Consider the following 23,024-nt stretch of genomic DNA (forward strand, 5'->3'; position numbering starts at 1 on the left):
AACCCCAGAGCGTGCCTAGGCGCTTCTCAGCGCTTGGCGGAGGGGCGCTTTTTGGCGCCCTGGGTCCTTTTTCCCGGCTTGGTGGGCTGGGCCTTTTTCGCGGGGAGTTTCACCTGGGACGCGTAGGCGCCCCAGGCGCGGCTCTTCGGGTCCAGTCCGAACGCGACCGCGAGCAGCACGCCGATCGCGCCGCCGACGATCAGCGCGCCGACGCACACCAGCAGCTGAATGATCCACTGCCCGGCACCCGACCCGAACGGTGTGCCGCCGGAGACGAACGGCCCGACGAGCGTCACCAGCAGCGACGCGAACAGGATGTCGAAGAACAGATCACCGGCCGTGACCGACGGCAGGTACCGCCGGGACGTCAGGAACCCGGCCACCGCCACCACGAGCCCCATCGCCACCAGCGAGCTCAGCGCGGTCGTGAACTCCACGTCCTCGCTGGCGCCGCTCGCGATCCGCAGCACCAATCGCGCGGCGAAGTTCACCACGACCAGCGTCGCGACGACCACCCCGACCCGGGCCCACCTGTTACGCACTTCCGACCTCCCACGATGCCGTACCGCCGGAACGGTAGGACATCACCGCACCACGCCGGGCGGCTTTACCCAAGTGACCGTCGCGGTCTCGACACCGACATGGTCACGGCCACGGTCCCGACGATCGCCATCAGTCCGAGCAGCAGGACGCCGTAGCCGACCCAGGTTCCCGGCACCACGACGTCACCCTCCGAGGTGCGCGACGAGAGCGGCCACAGCACCAGGAAGAACGCGACCGCCGGGATCGCGGTGGCGCCGGCGACCCCGGATCCGTACCGGGTGATCGCCACGCCGAGGACCACGCCGATCACGACGATCGCCCAGCTGATCGGGATCAGCTGGGCACCGATCCGAAACGGCGTCAGGAACGCGGCGATCACTTCGCTCGTCACCGTGATCACTGTGCCGACCAGCACCGCGGCGATGCGCAGCGCCCATTCAGCGGGAGGGGTTGTCACCTCGCGGAGAGTACTCACAGGCCCGCGAACAGATCGTCCTCCCACCCGTTCGGATCGATGCTCGGACCGGCCTGGCCCACTGCCCGGATGTAGTACTCGATCCCGACCGGCTCGACACCGAGGTTCTCGGCGAGCACGTGCAGCCACGTGCCGGGGTCGACCTGGGTGGCGTGGGCGCGCATCGCGGCCCGCTTCGCCTCGGCGTACGCGGACGCGTCGATCCGCGCGCCGAGTTTCTCGTCGGGGGTGACGAACGGCAGCGCGTCGACGTTCCGCTCGCCGGCGAACGGGTTCTCCGCCGACGTCGCGAAGGCCTCGATGCCGCGAGCCAGCAGCGAACGGGGCTCGCTCGGCCAGTAGACCTTCGCGACGCGCCAGTCGTCGGCAGCGATCTCGATCGCGCGCATCGTCACGCGGTGTGCCTGGATGTGGTCCGGGTGGCCGTACAGGCCGTCCGGGTCGTACGTGATGACGACCTGCGGCCGCACCTCGCGGATCACCGCGGCCAGCCAGGCACCGGCCTCGTCGACCGAAGCGCGCCAGAACGCCCGCGGGTGGTCGTTCTGCGGGGTGCCGATCATGCCGCTGTCGCGGTAGCGGCCCGCGCCGCCGAGAAACCGCTGGTCGGTGACGCCGAGCGCGGCCATCGCCTGCGCGAGTTCCCCGATCCGGTAACCGCCCAGCTGATCCGCCCGGTCCGCCGCGAGCCCGGCCAGGGCCGGCACCAGGATCTCGCCCTCCTCGCCGAGCGTGCAGGTGACGAGCGTGACGTGCGCGCCCTCGGCCGCGTACCGGGCCATCGTCGCGCCGGTGGTGATCGTCTCGTCGTCCGGGTGCGCGTGTACCAGCAGTAGTCGGCGGCTTGCGGTCATGAGGTCGACTCCGGAGTGAGCATCGTAGGGAGCCCTAGCGACCGAGGAGCGGAGCAGTGGAGTCGGCCGGGGCACACAGCCATGTTTCCAGCGTAAAGGCGGGCGCCGGGCCGACCCGAGGCCCGAATGGCAGGATGGCATGGTGAGTTCGAGCACCGTCGAGACCGATCCGGGCACGTCGTTCCCTCGGCTGGCCGCCCGGACCCGCACCTTCACCCTCGGGGCACCGCGCACCGTCGCCGTGTCCGCCGACGGGGAACGGGTCGTCTTCCTCCGATCGTCCGGCCCGACCGACCCCGTGCACGCGCTCTGGGTGCTCGACGTCGGGAGCAGCACCGAGCGGATCGTCGCCGACCCACGCGTCCTCCGCGACACCGACGAGGAGAACCTCTCGCCGGAGGAGAAGGCGCTCCGCGAGCGTCGCCGGGAGGCCGGCGGCGGCATCGTGTCCTACGCCACCGACGAGGACACCCGGATCGCGGTGTTCACGCTCGGCGGGAAGCTGTTCCGGATCGGGTTGCTGCCCGGCGACGACCCGACGCCGATCGAGCTGCCGGTCGCCGGTCCGGTCCTCGACCCGCGTCCCTCACCGACCGGCGAGCGCGTCGCGTACGTCACCGGCGGCGCACTGCACCTGGTGGAGCGGATCGGCGAGGGCTGGGCGGACCGCACGCTGGTCGCCGAGGACGGCGTCACCTGGGGCGTCGCGGAGTTCGCCGCCGCCGAGGAGATGAACCGGTTCCGGGGTTACTGGTGGTCACCGGACTCCGAGCGCCTGCTCGCCGCCCGGGTCGACGAGTCGCCGGTGCGGGTCTGGTACATCGCCGACCCGGCCCAGCCGGGGCAGGAGCCGAACACGATCCGCTATCCCGCGGCCGGAAGCCCGAACGCGCTGGTCAGCCTGCACATCCTGCCGGTGTCGGGCGAGGCACCGCGGCTCGATCTGGCCTGGGACGCGGACGCGTACCCCTACCTGGTCACCGCCGGGTGGGACGACAGCGGCTGCCCGCTGTTCACGGTGATGGACCGCAGGCAGACGAAGGCCCTGGTGCTCGGCGCCGATCCCGACACCGGTGAGCTGACCACGCACACCGAGGCCACGGGTTCCCCGTGGCTGGAGGTCCTGCCGGGTACCCCGGCGTTGCTGGGTGACGGCCGGCTGGTGCTGGGTTCCGACGAGGGGGACGCTCGGCGGCTGGTCGTCGGCGGTGTAGTGGCCACCCCGACGAGCCTGTACGTGCGGCGGTTCCTCGGCCAGGAGAACGACGAACTGGTCGTCGAGGGCACCGAGGACGCGCCGGAGCAGAACCACGTCTACCGGGTCGGCGCGGACGGCACCGCGCGGCGCGTCACCGAGGGCGTGGGGTGGTTCAGCGGCGTCTCCGGCGGCGAGACCCGGGTGGAGATCCGGCGGACGCTCGGGACGACCGGCGTGACGTACGTCGTCCACCGCGGCGGTCAGCCCGCCCACACACTCGAATCGTCCGCAGCCGCACCACCGTTCCTGGGGGCGCCCACGCTGAGCCGGGTGACCGACCGTCGGCTACCCGCCGCCGTGCTCTACCCGCGCGATCACGTCCCCGGCACTCGCCTGCCCGTCCTCATGGACCCATACGGCGGCCCGCACCACCAGGAGGTGATGGCCGCCGGGACGATGTGGCTGGAGCCGCAGTGGTGGGCGGATCAGGGCTTCGCGGTGGTCGTCATCGACGGTCGCGGGACGCCCGGCGTCGCACCGTCGTTCGAGCACGCGATCCGTCTCGACCTCGCCGGGCCCGTGCTGGACGACCAGGCCGACGGGCTGCTCGCGCTCGCGAAGGAGCACCCCGATCTCGACCTCGGACGGGTCGGGATCCGCGGTTGGTCGTTCGGGGGGTACTTGGCCGCGCTGGCGGTGTTGCGGCGTCCGGACGTGTTCCACGCCGGAATCGCGGGGGCGCCGGTGACGGACTGGGCCCTCTACGACACGTTCTACACCGAGCGGTACCTCGGGCTGCCGGACGAACAGCCGGACGCCTACCGTCGTTCCTCGCTGATCGAGGACGCCGGAAAGCTCGCCCGGCCGCTCATGATCGTGCACGGCCTCGCGGACGACAACGTCGTCGCCGCGCACACGTTGCAGCTGTCGTCCGCGCTGCTGGCCGCGGGACGCCCGCACGAGGTGCTCCCGCTGACCGGCATCACCCACATGGCAACGAACGAGACCGTCAAGGAGAACCTGCTGCTCCTCCAGCTCGACTTCCTCCGCCGCTCACTCGCCCTGTGACGCGGCGGACGGCGGCTCGCGGCAAAGCGTCCGCGAAGCGCAGTTGCCGTTGAAGCGCCGCCAGGCGCTCGCATTGTCTGAACCTGGAGCCCGCTCAGGGCGTCGCTGCCGATCGGGCGCGACGACGCCGCGTATGCCGTGATACTCAAGTCGTCCCGCCCGCTCGGCAGCGTCGTCCTGAGCGGGCCGCCCACTATGTCTCGGGGAAGTGGCAGGCGGCCAGGCTCCCGCCGCGCTTGGGGCTGAGCGGCGGTTCCTCCTGCGCGCACTTGTCCTGCGCCTTCCAGCACCGCGTGCGGAACCGGCAGCCCGACGGCGGGTCCAGCGGCGTCGGCACGTCACCGGCCAGCCGGATCCGCTTCGAGTCAGCGCTCCCCAGCTTCGTCACGTCCGGTACCGCCGACAGCAGTGCCCGGGTGTACGGGTGGGACGGCCGCTCGTAGATCGCCTCCCGATCGCCGACCTCGACGATCTTCCCCAGGTACATCACCGCGATCCGCTGGGAGAAGTGCCGCACCACCGCCAGGTCGTGCGCGATGAACAGGAACGCCAGGTCCAGCTCGCTCTGCAGCTTCCGCAGCAGGTTGATGATCTGGGCCTGGATCGAGACGTCCAGCGCGGAGACCGGCTCGTCGGCGACGATGAACCGCGGCTCCACCACCAGCGCCCGCGCGATCCCGATCCGCTGCCGCTGCCCGCCGGAGAACTCGTGCGGGTACCGGTTGTAGTGCTCGGGGTTGAGCCCGACCAGTTCGAGTATCTCCTGGACGCGCTTCTTCCGCCCGCCCGGCGGGTCGATGTCGTTGACGGTCAGCGGCATCTCGACGATCCGGCCCACCGTGTGCCGCGGGTTCAGCGACGAATACGGGTCCTGGAAGATGATCTGCATGTCCTGGCGGAGCTGGGTCAACGCCCGGCCGCGCGCCTTCGTGACGTCCTTGCCCTCGAACGTGATCGTGCCCGCCGTGGGCTCCAGCAGCCGGATCACCATCCGGCCGGTCGTCGTCTTGCCACAGCCGGACTCGCCGACCAACCCGAGCGTCTCCCCCGCCGCGACGTCGAAGTCGACGCCGTCGACCGCGCGGACCACGGCCTTCGTACCGAACACCCCGCCACCCACCGGGTAGTGCTTGGCCAGGCCGCGCACCGAGAGCAGCGCGTCCTTCGCGGGCGGCGGCGCGACCTCGTCGCTGGGCCGTACGTCGGTCTTGTTCACAGAGCCACACCCGCCTCGGCGATGTCCCGCTGGTAGATCTCGCGCCGGCGGTCGGCCGGCAGGTGGCACGCCACCGAATGACCGGCGTCGTCCAGGACCGGCAGCAGCTCCGGCACGTCGGTGAACGACCGGTCGCCGTTCTGACCCGCGTACGGGCAGCGCGGGTGGAACGCGCAGCCGGACGGCCGGTTCACCAGGCTGGGCGGGCTGCCCTTGATCGGCACCAGGTCGGCCTCGGCGTCGCCGTGCAGCGACGGCACCGAGTTGAGCAGGCCCCAGGTGTACGGGTGCTGCGGGCGCCGGAGCACCTGCTCGACGGTGCCCTTCTCGACCGCGCGGCCCGCGTACATGACCAGGACGTCGTCCGCGACCTGGCTGATCACGCCCAGGTCGTGGGTGATGATGATGACCGCCGAGTTGAATTCGCGCTGCAGGTCCTCGAGCAGGTCCAGGATCTGCGCCTGGACGGTCACGTCCAGCGCGGTGGTCGGCTCGTCGGCGATCAGCAGGTCGGGGTCGTTGACCAGCGCCATCGCGATCATCGCGCGCTGCCGCATACCGCCGGAGAACTCGTGCGGGTAGCTGTCGATGCGCTTGTCCGGCCGCGGGATCCCGACCCGGTCGAGCATCTCGATCGCTCGGGTCCGCGCGACCTTCTTCGGCTCACCGGGGTGGTGGATCCGGTACGCCTCGACGATCTGCCGGCCCACCGTGTAGTACGGGTGCAGCGCGGAGAGCGGATCCTGGAAGATCATGGCCATCGTCCGGCCGCGCAGCTTCCGGACCTCCTCCTCCGGGCAGCCGACGATCTCGCGGCCCCCGACGGTGATCCGGCCGGTGATCTCCGTGCGGTGCAGGTCGTGCAGCCCCATGATCGCCATGCTGCTGACGGACTTGCCGGAGCCGGACTCGCCGACGATGCCGAGCGTCTGGCCACGGCGGACTCCGAACGTGATGCCGTCGACGGCCCGGACCACACCGTCCAACGTCCGGAAGTTGACGCGGAGGTCTTCGACCTGGAGGAAGTCCTCTGCCTCGGCCGCCGTAGAAGTTTCAGTCATCCGAGCCTCACCCGCGGGTCGATGTAGGCGTAGAGCCAGTCGACGACGACGTTCATCAGGACGATGAAGAACGCGGCCAGCAACACCGTGGCCATGACGACCGGCAGGTTGAGTTGCCGCGCGGCCTCGGCGGAGACGAAGCCGAGCCCCGGCATCCCGAAGACGTACTCGGTGATCACCGCACCACCCAGCGACACCCCCAGGTCGAGGCCGAAGATCGTGACGATCGGGGTAATACCGGCCCGGAGCGCGTGGCGCCGGTAGACCTGGCGCGACGGCAGCCCCTTGGCCCGCGCGGTACGGACGAAGTCCTCGGACAGCGTCTCGATCATCTGGGCCCGGGTGAGCCGGGCGTAGATCGCGGAGTTGAGGAACGCGAGCGTCGTCCAGGGCAGGATCATTCCGACGAACCAGTCGCCGAGGCTCTCGAACGGGCTGGTGTACGTGGGCGACGGCAGCCATTTCAGCGTGTAGACGAACAACACTTGGAGGAGCAGGCCGACGAAGTAGATCTGCAGCGAGGCACCGGTGAGCGAGAAGCCGATCGCGGCCTTGTCGACCCAGGTCCCTCTGCGCAACGCGGAGAGGAATCCGAGCGAGACGCCCAGCAGTGCCCAGAGCACGGCTCCGCCGAGCACGATCGAGAGCGTGATCGGGAGCGCGCGTCCGACGATGTCGGTCACCGCCTCGCTACTGCGGAACGACCAGCCCAGGCAGGGGGCGTCACACTCGATCGCGGTGTCGCCCGACCCGATCGTCCGGCCGGCGACGATGCCCTTCATGTACTCGCCGTACTGCTCCCAGATCGGCCGATCGAGACCCAGCTGCTTCTCGATGTTCGCCACCTGAGCCGGACGGCAGTCGCGACCGCATTGCAGTTCGGCCGGGCTGGTCGGAACCCCGAAGAACATCAGGAATGTCAAGACGCTCACGCTGAACAACGTCAGCAGCGCGAGCAACCCTCGCCGCACGATGAACCGGGCCACTGACCTCTCCCAGCCGGGTGCTCCGGCCGGCCGTCACGTCTAGGACGGCCGACCGGAGCAGTGGTGACTTGACTACTTGACGTACAGGTTGTTCAGACCCGAGTTGCCGTACGGCTTGCTCAGGTAGATACCGCCGATCTTCGAGCCGTACAGGGTCGTCTGCTTGTCGTAGATGACCGGAACGGTCGGAGCGAGGCGGGTCATGATGTCCTTGTCCAGCGCGGCCCAGGCCTTGTCGGCCTCGGTCAGGTCGGACAGGGACAGGATCCGGTCGATCTCCGCGTTGGTCTTCGGGTCGTCCAGGTACGCGGTGTTGTTGTTGCCCTCCGGCACGATGCGGTCACCGTCCCAGAGCGGCGGGATGACCGTGCCACCGCCCGGCCAGTCCGCACCCCAGCCGTACATGTAGAGGTCGAACTGGTTGTTCTTCTTGCCGATGACCGTGTAGTACTGGTCCTCGTCGATCGGCTGGATGTTCAGCTCGAACCCGGCGGGCTTCAGGCTGCTCCGCAGGAACGCGGCGATCGCCTGGTTGCGCTCGGTGTTCCGGTAGCCGTAGGTCAGCTTGACCGTCTTGCCGCCGAGCAGCTCCTTGGCCTTCTCGATGTTGCCGTTCGGGCCACCGTCGTACGCGTTGTAGTTCTGGTAGCCCGAGGTGGTCGGCGACAGCAGCGTCGTGGCCGGGTTACCGGCGTAGGAACCCCACACCTTCAGCATGCCCTGGCGATCGATCGCGTAGTTCAGCGCCTGACGGACCTTGAGGTCCTTCACCCGCTGGTTGTTGAAGTTGATCAACCAGACGAACTGCGTCGGGCCGGTGAGAATCCGGTCCTTCGCGCTCTGGACGGCCTTCGGGTAGACGCTCGCCGGGATGTTCAGGTCCTGGAACGTCAGCGACGTCTGGGCCGCGCCCGCATCCGAGATCAGCAGCTCGCTGGCCTGGACGTCGGTGCGAGTGAACTCGATGACGTACTGGTCCGGGTAGTTGTGCCGGATCGGGTCGGTCTTCGGGTCCCAGTGCTCGTTCCGCACCAGCACCATCTTCTGGGTGCGGTTGTGCGTCTGGATCTTGTACGGGCCCGACGAGAACGGCCGGTTGTCGTACTGGATCTTCGTGTCCCGCGCCGCCGGCACCGGCGAGACCGTGGTCATCGCCGCCATGAACGGCATGTCCGCGTGCGGCTCGGGGAAGGTGAAGATGATCGTCTTGTCGTCCGGAACCTGGACGCCCGGCGGGATCTTCGATCCGCCGTTGTACGGGCCCTTGTACTTCGCGTTGTACTCCGCGCTGCCGACCAGCCACTGCTGGAGGTAGTGCGCACCGTTCGGCAGGTCCGGGCTGAACGACCGGGCGACGCCGTACGCGACGTCATGGGCCGTGATCGGCGAGCCGTCCTCGTACTTCAGGCCGTCTTTCAGCGTGTACTTCCAGGTCCTACCGCCGTTGGACTCCTCGCCGGTGTTCGTGGCCAGGTCACCGACGACCTCCAGCTTGCCGTCGCCGTTCTCCCGGTACTGGGTCAGCGTCCGGTAGAGGAGGTTCGTACCGGTGGTCTGCGCCGGCACGACGTAGTTCTGCTGCGGGTCGAGGTGCTCGAAGCCACCGCTGGTGTAGATCGTGACGGTGCCGCCCTTCTTGGCACCGGGCACCTCGGGAGCGGGCCCGTCGGAGTTCTCCGCGAGCGTGGCGGTCTGCGTCGACACCTCGGTCTGGTCGCCAGAGCCGTCGTCGTCTCCGGTGTTCTTGCTGCATCCGGCCGCGGCGAGCACCACGGCGAGGATGCTGACACTCAGCATCCGTACTGGTCGTCGCACGAGTACCTTCCTTCTCCCAAGGCGCACCCCACTGGGTTTTGCCCGTAATGACCGGTCATCGCGCAGACCGGGGATCTAGTGCGTCGCGCAGCGAGTCACCGAAGAGGTTGAACGCGAGCACGAGCAAGAACAGAGCGACGCCGGGGAAGAACGCGTACGCCGGGTCGGCGGACACGAAGCTGATGGAGCGATAGATCATCCGCCCCCAGTCCGGCACCGGTTCGGTGACGCCGATTTGGAGGAACGACAGGGCCGCCTCGGTGGTCACGTACTGCGGCACAGCCAGCGAGAACGTCACCAGGATCGGCGCCCAGAGGTTGGGGAGCAGCTGCCGGAAAATGATGTGCCGGGTTCCCGCGCCCGCTGCGCGGGCGGCGTCCACGAACTCGCGTTCGCGGAGCGAAAGAACCTGGCCGCGGACGAGTCGGCAGGTGCTCATCCAGCCGAACGTCACCAGCACTCCGATGACGACGTAGATCCGCGATTCCACGCTCGGCTGTTTCTGCACGGAACCGGTGATCAGCGTATTGATGATCGGAATTGCAGCCAGCGAGAAGATGATGAACGGAAACGCCAGCAACAGGTCGGTTACCCAGCTGATCACCGAGTCCACCACGCCACCGAGGAAACCCGAGACCAAACCGAGGACAACACCGATCACGGTGCTGCACAGCGCGGCCGCCAGCGCGATCCCGAGCGAGGTCCGGGCACCGTAGACCAGCTGCACGAAGATGTCCCGGCCGAGCTGGGGCTCCAAGCCGAACCAGTGTTCTCCGCTGACGCCGCCCAGGTATCCCAGCGGATAGCCGAGCGAGTCGAGCTTGTTCTGGAACAGCTGGTCGCGATTAATTCCGTAGGCAGCCACGATGAGGTCTGCGAAGATCGCCACCAGAAGGAAGAACACCAGCACCACGGCGCTGGCGATCGCGACCTTGTCGCGCCGCAGGCGAGCCCAAGCGAGCTGGCCGGGTGACCGGCCCTGGATCGCAGACGGCTTGTCTCCGGGCTTGCTCGCGCCGGGCTCGCTCGCACCGGCCGGTGTGAGTACCGCCTCCGTGTCGAGCGGCAGGACGGGGCCGGGCCCGCTCAGGCCGCCGGCGCCCTCCGTCGAAGGCCGATCGCCGCCGACATGGCTCATCGTTGGCGTTCTCCTTTCATGAACGAGGCGGTCCCCGTCCGAGGCGACCCATCTGGGCGCGGCTACGCAGGCCACCACGTGGGTCGCCTACTTTGCGACGTGCACATGCCGATCTGTGCCGCCCCGCCGAAAAGCTACGCGAATGTTCATAACCGCGAGGTCGCAAGTGCCCACAATCGTGTAACAGCTCAATCACGAGCGCAGGCGGCACTGCAACAGCGAGTAGCAGCGCCTCTTCCGGATTAAACAGAGGTATCGATCTGCTAACGGGAGTGGCTCCAGAACACAGCAGCGCCCCGGGCCGTCCGGCCCGGGGCGCTGCATTTACCTGGGATCACGCGGGGGGATTGGCCCACTTCCGACGACCGCGAGTCTTCTCCCGCTCGTGCGCGGAAAGCACGACCTTGCGAATCCGCACCGTGGCCGGTGTGACCTCGATGCACTCGTCCTCGCGGCAGAACTCCAGCGCCTGCTCCATCGACATCTGTCGGTGCGGGATCAGCGGCACCAGGACGTCACCCGAGGACTGACGCATGTTCGTCAGCTTCTTCTCCTTGGTCGGGTTGACGTCCATGTCGTCCGACCGGGAGTTCTCGCCGACGATCATTCCCTCGTACACCTCGGTGCCGGGGCCGACGAACATCGTGCCGCGTTCCTGCAGGTTGGCGAGCGCGAACCCGGTGGTCGGGCCGCGCCGGTCGGCGACCAGCGACCCGGTCGGACGCGTGCGCAGCTCGCCGTGCCACGGCTCGTACTTCTCGAAGACGTGGTGCAGCAGGCCGGTACCCCGGGTGTCAGTGAGGAACTCGGTGCGGAAGCCGATCAGGCCACGCGCCGGCACCAGGTACTCCATCCGGACCCAGCCGGTGCCGTGGTTGACCATCTGCTCCATCCGGCCCTTGCGCAGGGCCATCAGCTGCGTGACGACCCCGAGGTAGTCCTCCGGGATGTCGATGGTCAGCCGCTCCATCGGCTCGTGGATCTTGCCGTCGATCTCCCGGGTGACGACCTGGGGCTTGCCGACCGTGAGCTCGAAGCCCTCCCGGCGCATGATCTCGACCAGCACCGCGAGCTGCAGCTCACCGCGGCCCTGGACCTCCCACGTGTCGGGCCGCTCGGTGTTCAGCACCCGGATGCTGACGTTGCCGACGAGTTCGGCGTCCAGCCGGCTCTTCACCAGCCGCGCGGTGAGCTTCTTGCCGCTCTCACCGGCCAGCGGCGACGTGTTGATACCGATCGTCATCGAGATGCTCGGCTCGTCGACGGTGATCACAGGCAGTGGCCGCGGGTCCTCCGGATCGGCCAGCGTCTCCCCGATCGTGATCTCCGGGATACCCGCGATCGCGATGATGTCGCCGGGGCCCGCCGACTCGACCGGACGCCGCTCCAGTGCGTCGGTCATCAGCAGCTCGGTGATCTTGACGCGCTCGATCGAACCGTCGGCGCGGCACCAGGCCGCCTGCTGACCCTTCTTGATCGTCCCGTTGTGCACCCGGCAGAGCGCCAGCCGACCGAGGTACGGCGAGGCGTCGAGGTTCGTGACGTGGGCCTGCAGCGGGACGCTCGGGTCGAAGCGCGGCGCCGGGATCGTCTCCAGGATCGCGTCGAACAACGGCTTGAGGTCCTCGGCGTCCGGCAGGCTCGCGTTCGCCGGACGCGTCATCGACGCGCGGCCGGCCTTGGCGCTGGCGTAGACGATCGGGAACTCGATCTGGTGCTCGTCCGCGTCGAGGTCGAGGAAGAGCTCGTAGGCCTCGTCGACGACCTCGGCGATCCGGGAGTCGGGCCGGTCGACCTTGTTCACGACCAGGATCACCGGGAGCTTGGCCTCGAGGGCCTTGCGGAGGACGAACCGGGTCTGCGGGAGCGGGCCCTCGCTGGCGTCCACGAGCAGCAGGACGCCGTCGACCATCGACAGGCCGCGCTCGACCTCGCCGCCGAAGTCGGCGTGGCCCGGGGTGTCGATGATGTTGATCGTGGTGTCGCCGTACTGGACGGCGGTGTTCTTCGCGAGAATCGTGATGCCCTTCTCGCGCTCGAGGTCCATCGAGTCCATCACCCGGTCATCGACGTCGCCCTGCTCCTTCTGGTGGGCGCTGAACGCTCCGGACTGCCAGAGCATGGCGTCGACCAGGGTGGTCTTGCCGTGGTCGACGTGCGCGACGATCGCGACGTTGCGCAGGTCATCGCGGCGGGAGAGCACCGTGTCGTCGGACTGGGCGGGCATGGGAGGGTAACTCCTCGTTCTCGGGATGCCCGCGCGACTCGCGACACCGGGCGAAACAGTTCGATTCTACGGGCGCGTTCCGCGCTGGTTCGACGACGTATGACTCACCGAGGGTTGTCAAGCGCACACTTCACAGCCACGGTCGGTTCATGGCGAACACGACTCTCAGTGCTGACGAAGTGACCGCGGGCCTGGCGAAGCTGCCGGAATGGAGCGGTGACACCTCCGGGATACGGCGGACGGTGGAGGCCGCGAGCTTCCCCGCCGCGATCGCGCTCGTCGATCGGGTGGCGGTCGTCGCCGAACAGCGCGACCACCACCCGGACATCGACATCCGCTGGCGCAAGGTCACGTTCACGCTCTCGACGCATTCGGCCGGCGGCGTCACGCGGAAGGACCTCGACCTCGCTAGCGAAATCGACACACTCGTCACCGACTGAACGGTTTCGATGACGCACCGACAACGAACTCGGCACGATTCAGCCCGATCCGCGGCACGCCGGTTTGGCCCAAACGCTTCCCGTGTGGCATGTATCACGGCAGACTGCGCGTACGTAGGGTCGACGCGCTGTCGACGCCGAGCGGGCTGACACGTGCTCGCGTCGGGCTGCGCGCCGAGGCGCCACGGAGGTGGTCACATGTCGGTGCGTGAACACGGAACAGCAGGGTCGACCGCAGTCGATCCGGATGTCGCGCAGGTCCGGCGGGCGCTCGTCGAACTCGAACGAGCGGTCGGCAGACTGCAGGCGCACCACTCCGAGACGCTGGGCGTCCGTCGGCTGGTGAGCGATGTTCGCCGGCTGCTCGAGGACCTCGACGAGATCGGCGACCTGCCCCCGGCCCCCGCCGGGAACGGCCCCGAGAACCTTCACTACGTCTCCGACACGCCGTACCCGCCGGACCTCTGGCGCGACTGCGACGACGAAGGCCTCGGCGGCCGGAGTAGGCACAGCTGAACGTCCCTCGAATACGCACACCCAGCCCGGGCCGGTCATCGGTCCGGGCAAACCGATGATCCCTGCACAGGAGAGCCACCCCAGGCATGAGTGCACCCCCCAAACCCCCGGTCGTTCCCCCCGCCAGTGAACAGCCCCGAGCGCGCGCCAAGATCGGCGTTCGGACGCTCCGCACCGACCGATGGTGGCTGGCACCGCTGCTCACCGTCCTCGGACTGGTGGCTTGGCTGGCATACGCGACCGTGCGGGCCTTTATGCAGAAGTGGTACTGGGTCGACGACTTCCACTACCTGACGCCGTTCTACTCGCCGTGCGTCTCCAACGGCTGTATTCCGGAGTCCGCCCACTTCGGGCGGGTGCTACCCGACGTCTGGTTCATCCCGTACGCGGCGTTCAGCCTGCCGTTCCTGCTGCTCTTCCGGCTGACCTGCTACTACTACCGCAAGGCGTACTACCGGTCGTTCTGGCTCTCGCCGCCGGCCTGCGCGGTGTCCGAGCCGCACACGAAGTACACCGGTGAGACCCGGTTCCCGCTGCTCGGGCAGAACCTGCACCGGTACGCGTTCTACGCCGCGTTCCTGATCTCGATCATCAACACCTGGGACGCGATCCTGGCGTTCCACTCGCCCGGCGGCGGTTTCGGCTTCGGGCTGGGCAACGTGATCCTGCTCGGCAACGTCGTCGCGCTCTGGGCGTACACGGTGTCCTGCCACTCCTGCCGGCACATCATCGGCGGCAGGCTCAAGCACTTCTCCAAGCATCCGGTCCGGTATCGGGCCTGGACCTTCGTCTCGCGCCTCAACGCCCGACACATGGCCCTGGCCTGGCTCACGCTGGCCACGCTCGCGATCACGGACTTCTACGTGATGGCGGTCTCGGCCGAATGGTTCTCTGATCTGCGATTCGTCGGGTGAGTGCGATGACCTCGAATATCGAACGACACGAGTACGACGTCCTCGTGGTCGGCGCCGGTGGCGCCGGGCTGCGAGCCGCGATCGAGGCTCGCCAGCAGGGCAAACGCACCGCGATCATCTGCAAGTCGCTGTTCGGCAAGGCGCACACCGTCATGGCGGAGGGCGGCGCCGCGGCCGCGATGGGCAACGTCAACAGCCGCGACAACTGGCAGGTGCACTTCCGCGACACGATGCGCGGCGGCAAATTCCTGAACCACTGGCGGATGGCCGAGCTACACGCCAGAGAGGCGCCGGAGCGGATCTGGGAGCTGGAGACCTACGGCGCCCTCTTCGACCGCACCAAGGACGGCAAGATCAGCCAGCGCAACTTCGGTGGCCACGAGTACCCGCGGCTCGCGCACGTCGGTGACCGCACCGGCCTGGAGCTGATCCGGACGCTGCAGCAGAAGATCGTCAGCCTCCAGCAGGACGATCAGCGCGAACACGGTGATTTTGAGAAGTATCTGCGGGTTTTTCACGAGGTCACGATCAGTGAACTGCTCAAGGACGGCGACCGGATCTCCGGCGCGTTCGGCTACGCCCGCGACGACGGCCGGTTCCTGCTGTTCACGGCCCCCGCGGTCGTGCTCGCCACCGGCGGCATCGGGAAGTCGTTCCAGGTGACGTCCAACTCCTGGGAGTACACCGGCGACGGGCACGCGCTCGCGCTGCGGGCGGGCGGCACGCTGGTGAACATGGAGTTCGTCCAGTTCCACCCCACCGGGATGGTCTGGCCGCCCTCGGTCAAGGGCATTCTGGTGACCGAGTCGGTGCGCGGTGACGGCGGCGTGCTGACGAACTCCGAGGGCAAGCGGTTCATGTTCGACTACATCCCCGACGTGTTCCGCGACAAGTACGCGACCACCGAGGAGGAGGCCGACCGCTGGTACACCGACGCGGACAACAACCGCCGTCCGCCGGAGCTGTTGCCGCGTGACGAGGTGGCCAGGGCGATCAACTCCGAGGTGAAGGCCGGACGGGGGTCCCCGCACGGTGGCGTCTTCCTGGACGTCTCCAAGCGGCTGCCCGCCGACGAGATCCGTCGGCGCCTGCCGTCGATGTACCACCAGTTCAAGGAGCTGGCCGACGTCGACATCACGGCCGAACCGATGGAGGTCGGACCGACCTGTCACTACGTCATGGGCGGGGTGGAGGTCGACCCGGACAGCCAGGCCGCGGTCGGCGTCGCCGGCCTGTTCGCGGCAGGCGAGGTGTCCGGCGGCATGCACGGCTCCAACCGGCTCGGTGGTAACTCCCTCTCCGACCTGCTGGTCTTCGGCCGCCGGGCCGGGGCGGGCGCCGCGGCCTACGTGTCGGGTCTGGAAGGCCGCCCGTCAGTACTCGATGCGGACGTCGAGGAAGCGGTGTCGTTCGCGCTGGCGCCGCTGTCCCGGGAGAGCGGCGAGAACCCGTATCGCGTCCAGACGGACCTGCAGCAGACCATGCACGAACTGGTCGGCATCATCCGGAAGGCGCCGGAGATCCAGCAGGCGCTGGACAACCTGACCGAGCTGCGCGAGCGGGCTTCGCGGGTCTCGGCGGCGGGCGGCCGGACGTACAACCCCGGTTGGCACGTCGCGCTGGACCTGCGGAACCTGCTGGTCATCGCGGAGTGTGTGGCGCGGGCCGCGCTGATCCGCGAGGAGAGCCGCGGTGGCCACACCAGGGACGACTTCCCGGAGATGTCGGCCGAGTGGCGCCGTCGCAACCTCATCTGCGCGCTGGACAAGGAGGGCCCGGGCGTGAGCGTCCGGGAGCAGCCCCTCCCGACGATGCCGGTCGAGCTGCTCAGCCTGTTCGATCGCAAGGAACTCTCGAAGTACCTCACGGAGGAGGAGCTCACTGTCCTGCCTGAGGATCCGCCGCCGGTCATCGCGGCACGAACTCCGGTGGACTCAGTGAGCGACTCCGAGGGGAGCAGGGGCTGATGGGGTACCAGGCGAAGTTCCGGGTCTGGCGCGGCGCCGGCCGCCCCGACGAGACGATCTCGGCCGCCGAGGCCGACGGGGAGCTGCACGACTACGAGGTCGAGGTCAACGAGGGTGAGGTCGTCCTCGACGTCATCCACCGGCTGCAGGCCACCCAGACACCGGACCTCGCGGTGCGGTGGAACTGCAAGGCGGGCAAGTGCGGGTCGTGCTCGGCCGAGATCAACGGCAAGCCTCGGCTGATGTGCATGACCCGCATGACGACGTTCGACGCGGACGAGACCGTGACCGTCACGCCGATCCGGACGTTCCCGCTGATCAAGGACCTGGTCACGGACGTCTCGTACAACTACGAGAAGGCGCGCGAGATGCCCGCGTTCGCGCCGCCGCCCGGCGTGGCGCCGGGTGAGTATCGGATGGCGCAGGTCGACGTCGAGCGGTCGCAGGAGTTCCGGAAGTGCATCGAGTGCTTCCTCTGCCAGAACACCTGTCACGTCGTCCGTGACCACGACGAGAACAAGCCCGCGTTCGCCGGGCCGCGGCTGTTCATCCGGGCCGCCGAGCTGGACATGCACCCGCTGGATTCTCTCGAGGACCGCAAAGAGTTCGCGCAGGCCACGCAGGGGATCGGCTACTGCAACATCACGAAGTGCTGCAGCGAGGTGTGCCCGGAGCACATCACGATCACCGACAACGCGATCATCCCGATGAAGGAACGCGTCGTCGACCGCAAGTACGACCCGATCACGTGGCTGGGCTCCAAGATCGGCCGCCGCAAGTCGTGAGGGGCTAGCTGCCGGCGGGTGGCCAACCGCTCGCCGGCGGCGGCGGATTGCATTTGGAAGGGTTATAGGCCTTCCAAATGCAATCCGCTCAACGGCGCGCGGGGGCCGTGACCAGCTCCGTGCGGATCTCCATCAGTGCCCAGCCCAGGAGGTTCAAGCCGCGCCAGGTGGACGACGTCGCGGCGCGGGGGTCGTCGTCGGCGAGACCGATCCCCCAGATCCGATCCAGCGGGCTGGCCTCAACGAGCACGCGGTCGCCGGTACCCACCAGATACTCGGCCAGCGCCGGATCGCTGCCGAACTTCGCCCGGTTGCCCGCGACGACGATCTCGAACCGATGCGCCTTCCAGGTCTTGTCGTCGAAGTTCCGGACGCCCTGACCCAGTTTCTTGACGAGCGACGGGTGCTCTGCGGCGAGAATCTGCTCCAGCGCCTCGTCGTCGCCGAACAATCGTGCCTTGCCGGCCATCATCCAGTGCTCGGCGCTGCCATATTCGATCCCGTCGACCGTGAACGGCTGCTGCCACCACTGGCTCAGGCACCCCGGGCCAGGGCGTCCGCCGGGGCCGGGCAGCGCCTTCCAGAAGTAGAGGTGATCCACCCGCTCACCGGCGGACTCGCGTCGGACGAGAGAGTTCAGGTAGTCAGCGGGAGTGAGCACGTCAGCACGGTGGCAGAAGCGGGATGCCGCCACCAGCGAAATAGCCTGGGCCGATGCGCGTGGACCTGCCTCCGGACTGGCCGACGACCGAGGCGGCAGCGATCGCCGCGCAGGAGACGTTGCGCGCCCGGGTGGATGCCACCGGGACGGTCGACGCGCGCCTGATCGCCGGGCTCGACGTCGCGTACGACACCGGCTCAGACTTGATCGCGGGCGCGGCCGTGGTGGTCTCGGCCGCGACTCTGGCCACCGTGGCCGAAGCGACAGTGGTCAGCCGGGTGACGTTCCCGTACGTCCCGGGATTATTGGCGTTCCGAGAGATCCCGGTGCTGCTGGCCGCGCTCGCCGACCTTCCGGTGACGCCCGACCTGCTGGTCTGTGACGGATACGGGCTCGCGCATCCGCGCCGGTTCGGGCTCGCCTGTCACCTGGGAGTCCTCACCGGGGTGCCGACGTTCGGCGTCGCGAAGACCCGGTTCGTCGGCGTGGAGGCCGGGGCGCTCGGCGCGGCTCGCGGATCGGTGGTCAACTTGGTCGACCAGGGCGAGGTGGTGGGGCAGGCCGTTCGGACGCGGGACGGCGTCAAGCCGGTGTACGTCTCGGTCGGGCACCGGATCGGGGCGGCCCAGGCGTGCCGGGTGACGCTCGAGCTCACCACCGGGTACCGGCAACCGGAGACGACCCGGCGCGCCGACGCCGCCTGTCGCGCGGCGCTGCAGTCCGCGCTCGGCGGGCAACGTGGCGGGGGGCCCAGTGGGGCTCCCCGCGGGTCACGCGGCGGAGCGGCCGACGGGGCGCTCGGCGGAGCGGCCGACGGGGCGCTCGGCGTCGGGAGCGAAAACGGCGGGCCCGGACACTCGGCGGGTTCCCCTGGTTAGTCTGATTCCGTATCGGAAGGACGGAGAGGCCCGAGCCGTGACGAGTTCCCAGGACGCGCGGCAGGACTGGCAGGGAACGGTTCTGCGAGACCTGACGACCGACGGCACGAACGGCCGGCACAGCGATGCTCCATACCCGTTTCCGGGAGGAACGTTTCCGTCGAGCGGCCTGACGCCGGACGACGCGAGCGACGAGGACGACTCGGCTGCGACCCAGGTCGTCGACCCGGCGACGCTCGGCGCGACGCTGCCGATCCAGATGCAGCCGCCGTCCTCTGACCACAACCCGCTCACCCAGCCCGCGACGGCCCAGGCGTCCCCGACCCAGTCGCCGATCGCCCAGCCCTGGGCGGCCCAGCAGGGGTCGACCCAGCCCGGGGCGGGTGTGCCTGGCGCAGGCGTGCCCGGGGCAGGCGTGCCCGGAGCAGGCGTGCCCGGGGCAGGCGTGCCCGGAGCAGGCGTGCCCGGGGCGGGCGTGCCCGGGGCGGGCGTGGCCGGGGCGGGCGTGGCCGGGGCTGAGTTACCGGGGACGGCTCCGTCCGCGGGCCTGCCCGATGCGGGGCTGCCCCCGACGACCCAGCTCAGCGCGGTGCAACCGGGCGCGTTTTCGGTGACGCAGCCGCCCGCACCGGAGGCGCCGGGCGCACTCGGCGACGACCCGTCCGCGGAGCAGACGACCACCGCGCTGGACTCCACGGGCGGAACGCCGTCGACGGAGTCGACCAGCGACTCACCGGCCTACCCCGCTCCCCCGCCGTACGAGCCGGCTCAGCCGTTCTCCTCGGCGTCGCCGCTTGCTCAGCCCGGAACGCCGGCTCAGTCCGCGCCGCAGGCCCAGCCGTTCCCGGCTCCCCCGGCGTTCCCTGGTAGCGACCAGTTCCCGGCTGCCCAGCCGTACCCAGGTGCGGAGCAGTTCCCCGCTGCCCAGCCATTCCCGGCGCAGCCGGTGCCGAGCGCGCAGCAGTTGCCGGACGCGCAGCCATTCGCGCAGCCGCTGCCGAGCACGCAGCAGCTGCCAGACGCCCAGCCGTTCCCCGCACAGCCCCTGCCGGACGCGCAGCCGTTCCCCGCGCAGCCGCTGCCGAGCGCGCAGCAACTGCCAGACGCCCAGCCGTTCCCCGCGCAGCCGCTGCCGGACGCCCAACCATTCGCGCAGCCGCTGCCGGAGGCGCAGCCGTTTCCCGCGCAGGCATTGCCGGACGCGCAGCCATTCGCGCAGCCGCAGCCATTCGCGCAGCCGCTGCCGAGCGCGCAGGCGTTGCCGGATGCGCAGCCGTTCCCCGCGCAGCCGCTGTCGAGCGCGCAGCCGTTCGCCGGGGCCGAGCAGGCTCAGCCGGGCCAGTACTTCCCGCCGCCGCCCGGCACGCCCGCCCCCGGCGCGTCGGCTCCCGGAGTAGCTGCCGCGGGAGCGCCGGGCGCGGGTCTGCCGTCGGTGCCCCCTCCGCCGGGAGAGTTTCCGGCCCAGCCGTTCCCCGGCGCCCAGCCCCACTACCCAGCGGTCCAGCCGCCGCCCGCCGGCCAGCACCCCGCCGGCCAGCACCCCGCCGGCCAGCACCCTGGCAGCCACCCCGGCGGCCAGCACCAGGGCGGCCAGCACCCGGGCGCGCCCGCGTACCCCGGTTATGCCGCGCCCGGCGCTCCGCCGGTGCCGTCCCAGCTGCCTCAGCAGATGGCGCCGGGACCGTCGAAGGTCTTCGGCCCGGACGCCACACCCATCCCCGAGCAGTGGACGCCCGACGGTCTGCTGCGCATGCCCGACCACGCCGACAACCGGCTCCAGCGCCTGCGCACCAGCGTCAAGGGCGTCGGCGGCTCGGGACGCAACGCCCGGGAAGCGGCCGGGCTGGCCCGCGAGCTGAGCCAGCCGGTCACCACCGGACGCCGCATCGCGGTGCTCGGCATCCGCGGCGGATCCGGCAAGAGCACGGTGGCCTCGCTGCTGGTCAGCGCGTACGCCACGCACCGCGGCGACCGGGTGCTCGCGGTCGACGCCGACCCCGACCTCGGCTCGCTCGGCCTCCGGCTCGGCGCGAACTCTCCGACGTCGCTCGCCAACCTCGGCAAGGTGCCGCGAGTCTGGGCGTCGCTCGACGAGGCGGAGCGTTGCCTGGGCCGGAGCCAGTCCGGCGCCTGGATCCTCTCCGGCGAACGGAACTCGGCCGCGCCGGAGACGGTGCCGCCGAACGCCTACCTCGGCGTCCTGCACGGGATCAGCCGCTACTTCGCGGTCACGGTCGTCGACGCCGGAGCCGGCATGGTCACGCCGCTCAACCAGTCCGTGCTGGCCGACGCGCACGCGATCGTGCTGGCCACGCCCGCCAGCATCGACGGCGTGGTGAGCGCGCGGCGGGCGCTGGAGTGGATCCGCGAGTGGGGGCCGCACCGGCTACCGCAGACGCTGATCGCGCTCACCGCGATGTCACCCCAGGCCGGAGACATCGACCTGAACCGCACCGCGGAGGCATTCGCGCCGTACGGGGTGGTGCCGGCTCTTCTGCCGTACGACCGGCACCTCGCGACCGGCTCGACGATCGAGCCGTGGCGGCTGGGTGAGCGCACCCGCAACTCCGCGGTCCAGCTGGCCGCCGCCGTCCTGGCCAGGGCTCGCGCCCTGCCCTGAGCCGCCCCGACCGCTAGGGCTCGCGCCCTGCCCTGAGCCGCCCCGACCGCTAGGCTCGCGCCTTGCCCTGAGCCGCCCCGACCGCTAGGGCTCGCGCCCTGCCCCGCGCCAGCCCGAACCGCCACCCCACCCCGAACCGCCACGCCGCCCGAGCCGGCACGGCTCGCGCTGGCGGGTGGTGCTCAGGGCGCCGACGCGCGCACTTCGGCCCGGCGCTTGAGGTGCGTGTTGCGCGCGGTCAGGATCGACAGCAGTTGCCGCCGCACCGCGACCTCGTCCGCGAGCCGCCCAACCACTCCGAGTGGCGATTCCCACACGATCCGGTCGGTCATCAGCGTCCCGGCGCCGGTGGCCACGAAGACGTGGTCGTGCCGTAGCGAGCGGAACGGCCCACGGACCTGCTCGTCGGTGAAGCTTCGCGGCGCGTCCACGCGGAGCACACGAGCGTCCAACGCCAACGGCAGACCGAAGTGCCGCGCGCGGAAGCAGACCAGGTCACCCTCCTCCAGCAGCCCGCTTACTCGTCCCGGTGGCACGACCCGCTCGGCGGTGTGCACGAGTGATGCGGTGTGCTCGCGGACGTCTCTGGCCAGGTCGAACACGACGTCGGCCGGGGCGTGGATCAGCGTCGTCGCGCAGAGGACCGGCACTTCAGCCGCCCCACTCCGCCAATCGGACGCGCAGCTCGTCGATCAGCGGCGCGTCGGCGGGCAGCCAGGCCACGTCGTCCAGCTCCGTCGCGTCCAACCAGCGAAGCGCGGCATGTTCGAGGGCAGTCGGCTCGCCCTCGGCGAGCCGTGCGATCCAGACCCGCAGTACTCCGAAGTCACGCTGCAGCGGAAGGTCGGGCCCGAGCCGTTCGACGAGCTCAACCTCGACGCCGAGCTCCTCGCGGCACTCGCGGACGATCGCCGACACATCACTCTCGCCCGGCTCGACCTTGCCGCCCGGGAACTCCCAGCAACCGGCCAGCGCGGGCGGCTCGGCGCGCTGCGCGGCCAGCACCTGCCCGCGGTCGTTCACGATCGCGGCGCCGACAACGATCAGCGGGGCGGACGAGACAGGAGGGAGGGGATTGGACACCACACCAGCCTGCCAGAGGTTCCAGCAGCGCCGGACCGGGCACTCCTGGAAGGTTCTGACCGACTGCCGCGTTGATTCGGGGGAAGGCGCGACAACCGAGGGAGACACGATGGCCACGGTGGAACTCACCACCGAGAACTTCAACGACACGCTGGCGCGCGACGGAATCACGCTGGTGGACTTCTGGGCTTCCTGGTGCGGGCCGTGTCGCCAGTTCGCTCCGGTGTTCGAGAAGGCCTCCGAAACGCACGACGACGTCGTCTTCGGCAAGGTCGACACCGAGGCCCAGCAGGAGCTGGCGGCCGCGTTCGACATCCAGTCGATCCCGACGCTGCTGGTCGTTCGTGACCGCGTCGTGCTCTACGCCCAGCCGGGCGCGCTTCCGGGTGACGTCCTCGACGATCTGATCGAGCAGGCGCGGGCCGTCGACATGGACGACGTCCGCAAGCAGGCAGCCGAAGCTGAAGCCGAGGCCAGTCAGGCCTGAGCAGCCCCCGAACCTGAGAGTCGCGGACCACGCGTCCGCAACTCTCAGGTTTTGTGTTTCCGGCCCGATGGGTTTCCCGAGGTGTCACGACG

The 23,024-nt window shown here is 69.6% G+C and carries 19 protein-coding genes and 2 pseudogenes; 9 read left to right on the forward strand and 12 right to left on the reverse strand.

Annotated elements, in window-relative coordinates; all coding sequences use genetic code 11:
- Positions 1-26 precede the first annotated feature (26 nt).
- The 3 genes from BUB75_RS18395 to mshB all read right to left on the reverse strand — a co-directional run bounded on the left by BUB75_RS18395 (position 27) and on the right by mshB (position 1,872).
- Positions 27-542, reverse strand: coding sequence for a hypothetical protein (locus BUB75_RS18395; RefSeq protein WP_143175285.1), 516 nt, complete (start codon positions 540-542; stop codon positions 27-29).
- Between the two features lie 65 nt (positions 543-607).
- Positions 608-1,000, reverse strand: coding sequence for a hypothetical protein (locus BUB75_RS18400; RefSeq protein WP_073258781.1), 393 nt, complete (start codon positions 998-1,000; stop codon positions 608-610).
- 14 nt (positions 1,001-1,014) lie between these two features.
- Positions 1,015-1,872, reverse strand: a complete 858-nt coding sequence (gene mshB / locus BUB75_RS18405; RefSeq protein ID WP_073258782.1) for an N-acetyl-1-D-myo-inositol-2-amino-2-deoxy-alpha-D-glucopyranoside deacetylase — start codon at positions 1,870-1,872, stop codon at positions 1,015-1,017.
- A 142-nt stretch (positions 1,873-2,014) separates the two neighbouring features.
- On the opposite strand from mshB, the gene BUB75_RS18410 reads away from it, so the two are divergent.
- The gene (locus BUB75_RS18410; protein ID WP_218617610.1) at positions 2,015-4,138 is read left to right on the forward strand and encodes a S9 family peptidase; all 2,124 of its coding nucleotides are present in this window, start codon (positions 2,015-2,017) and stop codon (positions 4,136-4,138) included.
- A gap of 193 nt (positions 4,139-4,331) precedes the next feature.
- Here the strand turns inward: BUB75_RS18410 and BUB75_RS18415 are convergent, their stop codons facing one another.
- From BUB75_RS18415 to typA, 6 genes are all read right to left on the reverse strand, one after another.
- Positions 4,332-5,354 (reverse strand): ABC transporter ATP-binding protein, encoded by a 1,023-nt coding sequence (locus tag BUB75_RS18415; RefSeq protein WP_073258784.1) that lies wholly within the window; start codon positions 5,352-5,354, stop codon positions 4,332-4,334.
- Positions 5,351-6,415 carry an ABC transporter ATP-binding protein gene (locus BUB75_RS18420; RefSeq protein ID WP_073258785.1) on the reverse strand — a complete coding sequence of 355 codons (1,065 nt, stop codon included), beginning with the start codon at positions 6,413-6,415 and terminating at the stop codon, positions 5,351-5,353. The genes BUB75_RS18415 and BUB75_RS18420 overlap by 4 nt, the downstream gene beginning before the upstream one ends.
- Complete coding sequence (locus BUB75_RS18425; RefSeq protein WP_073258786.1) at positions 6,412-7,401, reverse strand: ABC transporter permease; 990 nt, start codon at positions 7,399-7,401, stop codon at positions 6,412-6,414. The genes BUB75_RS18420 and BUB75_RS18425 overlap by 4 nt, the downstream gene beginning before the upstream one ends.
- 72 nt (positions 7,402-7,473) lie before the next feature.
- A complete protein-coding gene (locus tag BUB75_RS18430; protein WP_073258787.1) occupies positions 7,474-9,216 on the reverse strand; it encodes an ABC transporter substrate-binding protein in 1,743 nt (580 codons plus the stop codon).
- 55 nt (positions 9,217-9,271) lie between these two features.
- Entirely contained in the window at positions 9,272-10,354 is a 1,083-nt protein-coding gene (locus tag BUB75_RS18435; RefSeq protein ID WP_073258788.1) for an ABC transporter permease, read from the reverse strand.
- A 334-nt stretch (positions 10,355-10,688) separates the two neighbouring features.
- Entirely contained in the window at positions 10,689-12,581 is a 1,893-nt protein-coding gene (gene typA / locus BUB75_RS18440; protein WP_073258789.1) for a translational GTPase TypA, read from the reverse strand.
- Between the two features lie 149 nt (positions 12,582-12,730).
- Here typA and BUB75_RS18445 point away from each other — a divergent pair, with 149 nt between their 5' ends.
- The 5 genes and pseudogenes from BUB75_RS18445 to BUB75_RS18465 form a co-directional block, all read left to right on the forward strand.
- Positions 12,731-13,021 (forward strand): 4a-hydroxytetrahydrobiopterin dehydratase, encoded by a 291-nt coding sequence (locus BUB75_RS18445; protein ID WP_073258790.1) that lies wholly within the window; start codon positions 12,731-12,733, stop codon positions 13,019-13,021.
- Between the two features lie 198 nt (positions 13,022-13,219).
- Entirely contained in the window at positions 13,220-13,537 is a 318-nt protein-coding gene (locus BUB75_RS18450; RefSeq protein ID WP_073258791.1) for a hypothetical protein, read from the forward strand.
- 86 nt (positions 13,538-13,623) lie between these two features.
- Entirely contained in the window at positions 13,624-14,451 is an 828-nt protein-coding gene (locus tag BUB75_RS18455) for a hypothetical protein (protein WP_073258792.1), read from the forward strand.
- Between the two features lie 5 nt (positions 14,452-14,456).
- The gene (locus BUB75_RS18460; RefSeq protein WP_084741457.1) at positions 14,457-16,418 is read left to right on the forward strand and encodes a fumarate reductase/succinate dehydrogenase flavoprotein subunit; all 1,962 of its coding nucleotides are present in this window, start codon (positions 14,457-14,459) and stop codon (positions 16,416-16,418) included.
- Positions 16,418-17,194, forward strand: a pseudogene (locus BUB75_RS18465) (succinate dehydrogenase/fumarate reductase iron-sulfur subunit); the annotation flags it as partial. The gene BUB75_RS18460 and the pseudogene BUB75_RS18465, both read left to right, overlap by 1 nt.
- A 97-nt stretch (positions 17,195-17,291) precedes the next feature.
- Here BUB75_RS18465 and BUB75_RS18470 read toward each other — a convergent pair.
- Positions 17,292-17,864 (reverse strand): riboflavin biosynthesis intermediates N-glycosidase, encoded by a 573-nt coding sequence (locus BUB75_RS18470; protein ID WP_218617611.1) that lies wholly within the window; start codon positions 17,862-17,864, stop codon positions 17,292-17,294.
- A 53-nt stretch (positions 17,865-17,917) separates the two neighbouring features.
- Between BUB75_RS18470 and BUB75_RS18475 the strand changes: the two are divergent.
- Both BUB75_RS18475 and BUB75_RS46305 read left to right on the forward strand, forming a co-directional pair.
- A pseudogene (locus BUB75_RS18475) lies at positions 17,918-18,589 on the forward strand (endonuclease V); the annotation flags it as partial.
- Between the two features lie 190 nt (positions 18,590-18,779).
- On the forward strand, positions 18,780-21,362 hold the full coding sequence (locus BUB75_RS46305) for a CpaE/TadZ family protein (protein WP_178379909.1): 2,583 nt from the start codon (positions 18,780-18,782) through the stop codon (positions 21,360-21,362).
- Between the two features lie 182 nt (positions 21,363-21,544).
- Here BUB75_RS46305 and BUB75_RS18490 read toward each other — a convergent pair whose 3' ends face one another.
- Both BUB75_RS18490 and BUB75_RS18495 read right to left on the reverse strand, forming a co-directional pair.
- Positions 21,545-22,012 (reverse strand): SRPBCC family protein, encoded by a 468-nt coding sequence (locus tag BUB75_RS18490; RefSeq protein ID WP_073258796.1) that lies wholly within the window; start codon positions 22,010-22,012, stop codon positions 21,545-21,547.
- Position 22,013: 1 nt separating this feature from the next.
- Complete coding sequence (locus BUB75_RS18495; protein ID WP_218617612.1) at positions 22,014-22,445, reverse strand: (deoxy)nucleoside triphosphate pyrophosphohydrolase; 432 nt, start codon at positions 22,443-22,445, stop codon at positions 22,014-22,016.
- Positions 22,446-22,554: 109 nt separating this feature from the next.
- Here BUB75_RS18495 and trxA point away from each other — a divergent pair, with 109 nt between their 5' ends.
- On the forward strand, positions 22,555-22,932 hold the full coding sequence (gene trxA / locus BUB75_RS18500; RefSeq protein ID WP_073258798.1) for a thioredoxin: 378 nt from the start codon (positions 22,555-22,557) through the stop codon (positions 22,930-22,932).
- Positions 22,933-23,024: the final 92 nt, after the last annotated feature.

The organism is Cryptosporangium aurantiacum, assembly GCF_900143005.1.
GTDB classification, from domain to species: Bacteria; Actinomycetota; Actinomycetes; order Mycobacteriales; family Cryptosporangiaceae; genus Cryptosporangium; species Cryptosporangium aurantiacum.